This window comes from Neisseria sp. HMSC065D04 (genome assembly GCF_001815675.1).
In the GTDB taxonomy this organism is placed as follows: domain Bacteria; phylum Pseudomonadota; class Gammaproteobacteria; order Burkholderiales; family Neisseriaceae; genus Neisseria.
In genome coordinates this window covers 33,973-35,245 of record NZ_KV821553.1, presented here as the reverse complement: position 1 = coordinate 35,245, position 1,273 = coordinate 33,973, and the positions used below count along the sequence as shown (strand labels likewise).

At 48.5% G+C, this 1,273-nt stretch carries 1 protein-coding gene; it reads left to right on the top strand.

What is annotated here, in order from left to right:
• The first annotated feature begins 138 nt into the window (after positions 1-138).
• Positions 139-1,074: a dihydroorotate oxidase gene (locus tag HMPREF3050_RS12015; RefSeq protein ID WP_070774947.1), complete on the top strand. Its 936-nt coding sequence runs from the start codon at positions 139-141 to the stop codon at positions 1,072-1,074.
• The last annotated feature ends 199 nt before the right edge of the window (positions 1,075-1,273 follow it).

Sequence of the window (1,273 nt, the reverse complement as noted above, 5' to 3'; positions counted from 1 at the left end):
CGTACTGGTTTAAAGTTAATCCACTATAAAACAACATTTCCCTACATTGTCTGTCATTTGATGTTTGTTAAAAATTTTGCCGCCTATTCGTGTTACGCTTCGCAATCAATTTGATTTTTCAAGGGAAAGGAGCAGGATATGCCGTCATTGAGAACGCAAATCGCCGGTTTTTCTTTTGACAACTGTCTGATGAACGCCGCTGGTGTGGCGTGTATGACCGTAGAAGAATTGGAAGAAGTCAGGCAATCCGCCGCAGGCAGCTTCGTCACCAAAACGGCGACGCTGGAGGTGCGTGCGGGCAATCCCGAGCCGCGTTACCGCGATGTACCGCTGGGTAGTATCAATTCTATGGGTTTGCCGAATCAAGGCATTGATTACTATCTGGATTATTTGCTGAGCCTTCAAGAATCGCAGCCCGAACGGACATTTTTCCTCTCACTGGTCGGTATGTCGCCCGATGAAACACACACGCTGTTGAAAAAAGTGCAAAACAGCGGTTTTAAAGGCATTACCGAACTCAACCTTTCCTGCCCGAACGTCCCCGGCAAGCCGCAAATCGCCTACGACTTTGAAACGACCGAGCGGATTTTGGGCGAAGCCTTCGGCTACTTCGACAAGCCTTTGGGCATCAAACTGCCGCCATATTTCGACATCGTCCATTTCGACCAAGCGGCGGAAGTGTTCAACCGCCATCCGCTGAAATTCGTCAACTGCGTCAATTCCATCGGCAACGGTATGTATATCGAGGACGAATCCGTTGTGATTCGGCCTAAAAACGGCTTTGGCGGCATAGGCGGCGAATACATCAAACCGACCGCGCTTGCCAACGTCCACGCGTTCTACCAAAGATTGAATCCGTCCATCCAAATCATCGGTACAGGCGGCGTTTATACCGGTCGCGATGCGTTCGAACATATCTTGTGCGGCGCGAGCATGGTGCAAATCGGTACGGCGCTGCATCAGCAAGGTGTCGAAGTTTTCGAACGCGTTTCGCTTGGTTTGAAAGCTATCATGGCGAAAAAAGGCTATGAGAAGCTGGAAGATTTCAAAGGCGAACTGAAATATCTGGGGTAAGTCTGCTCAGATGAAGGGGAAAAGGTCGTCTGAAAACCATCATACGGTTTCAGACGACCTTTTATTACAAAACGGCTGCCGATAGGTTTCTTTGGAAAATTCGGATATCGGGGGAGGACGTTTTGATTGTTGTCATTTTGCTCATACGGCAGGCATCGAAATAGCGTGTATAGTGGATTAAATTTAAATCAGGACAAGG

Coding starts and splice junctions, on each gene's coding strand:
- HMPREF3050_RS12015 (WP_070774947.1), top strand. CDS start 139: ATGCCGTCATTGAGAACGCAAATCGCCGGTTTTTCTTTTGACAACTGT.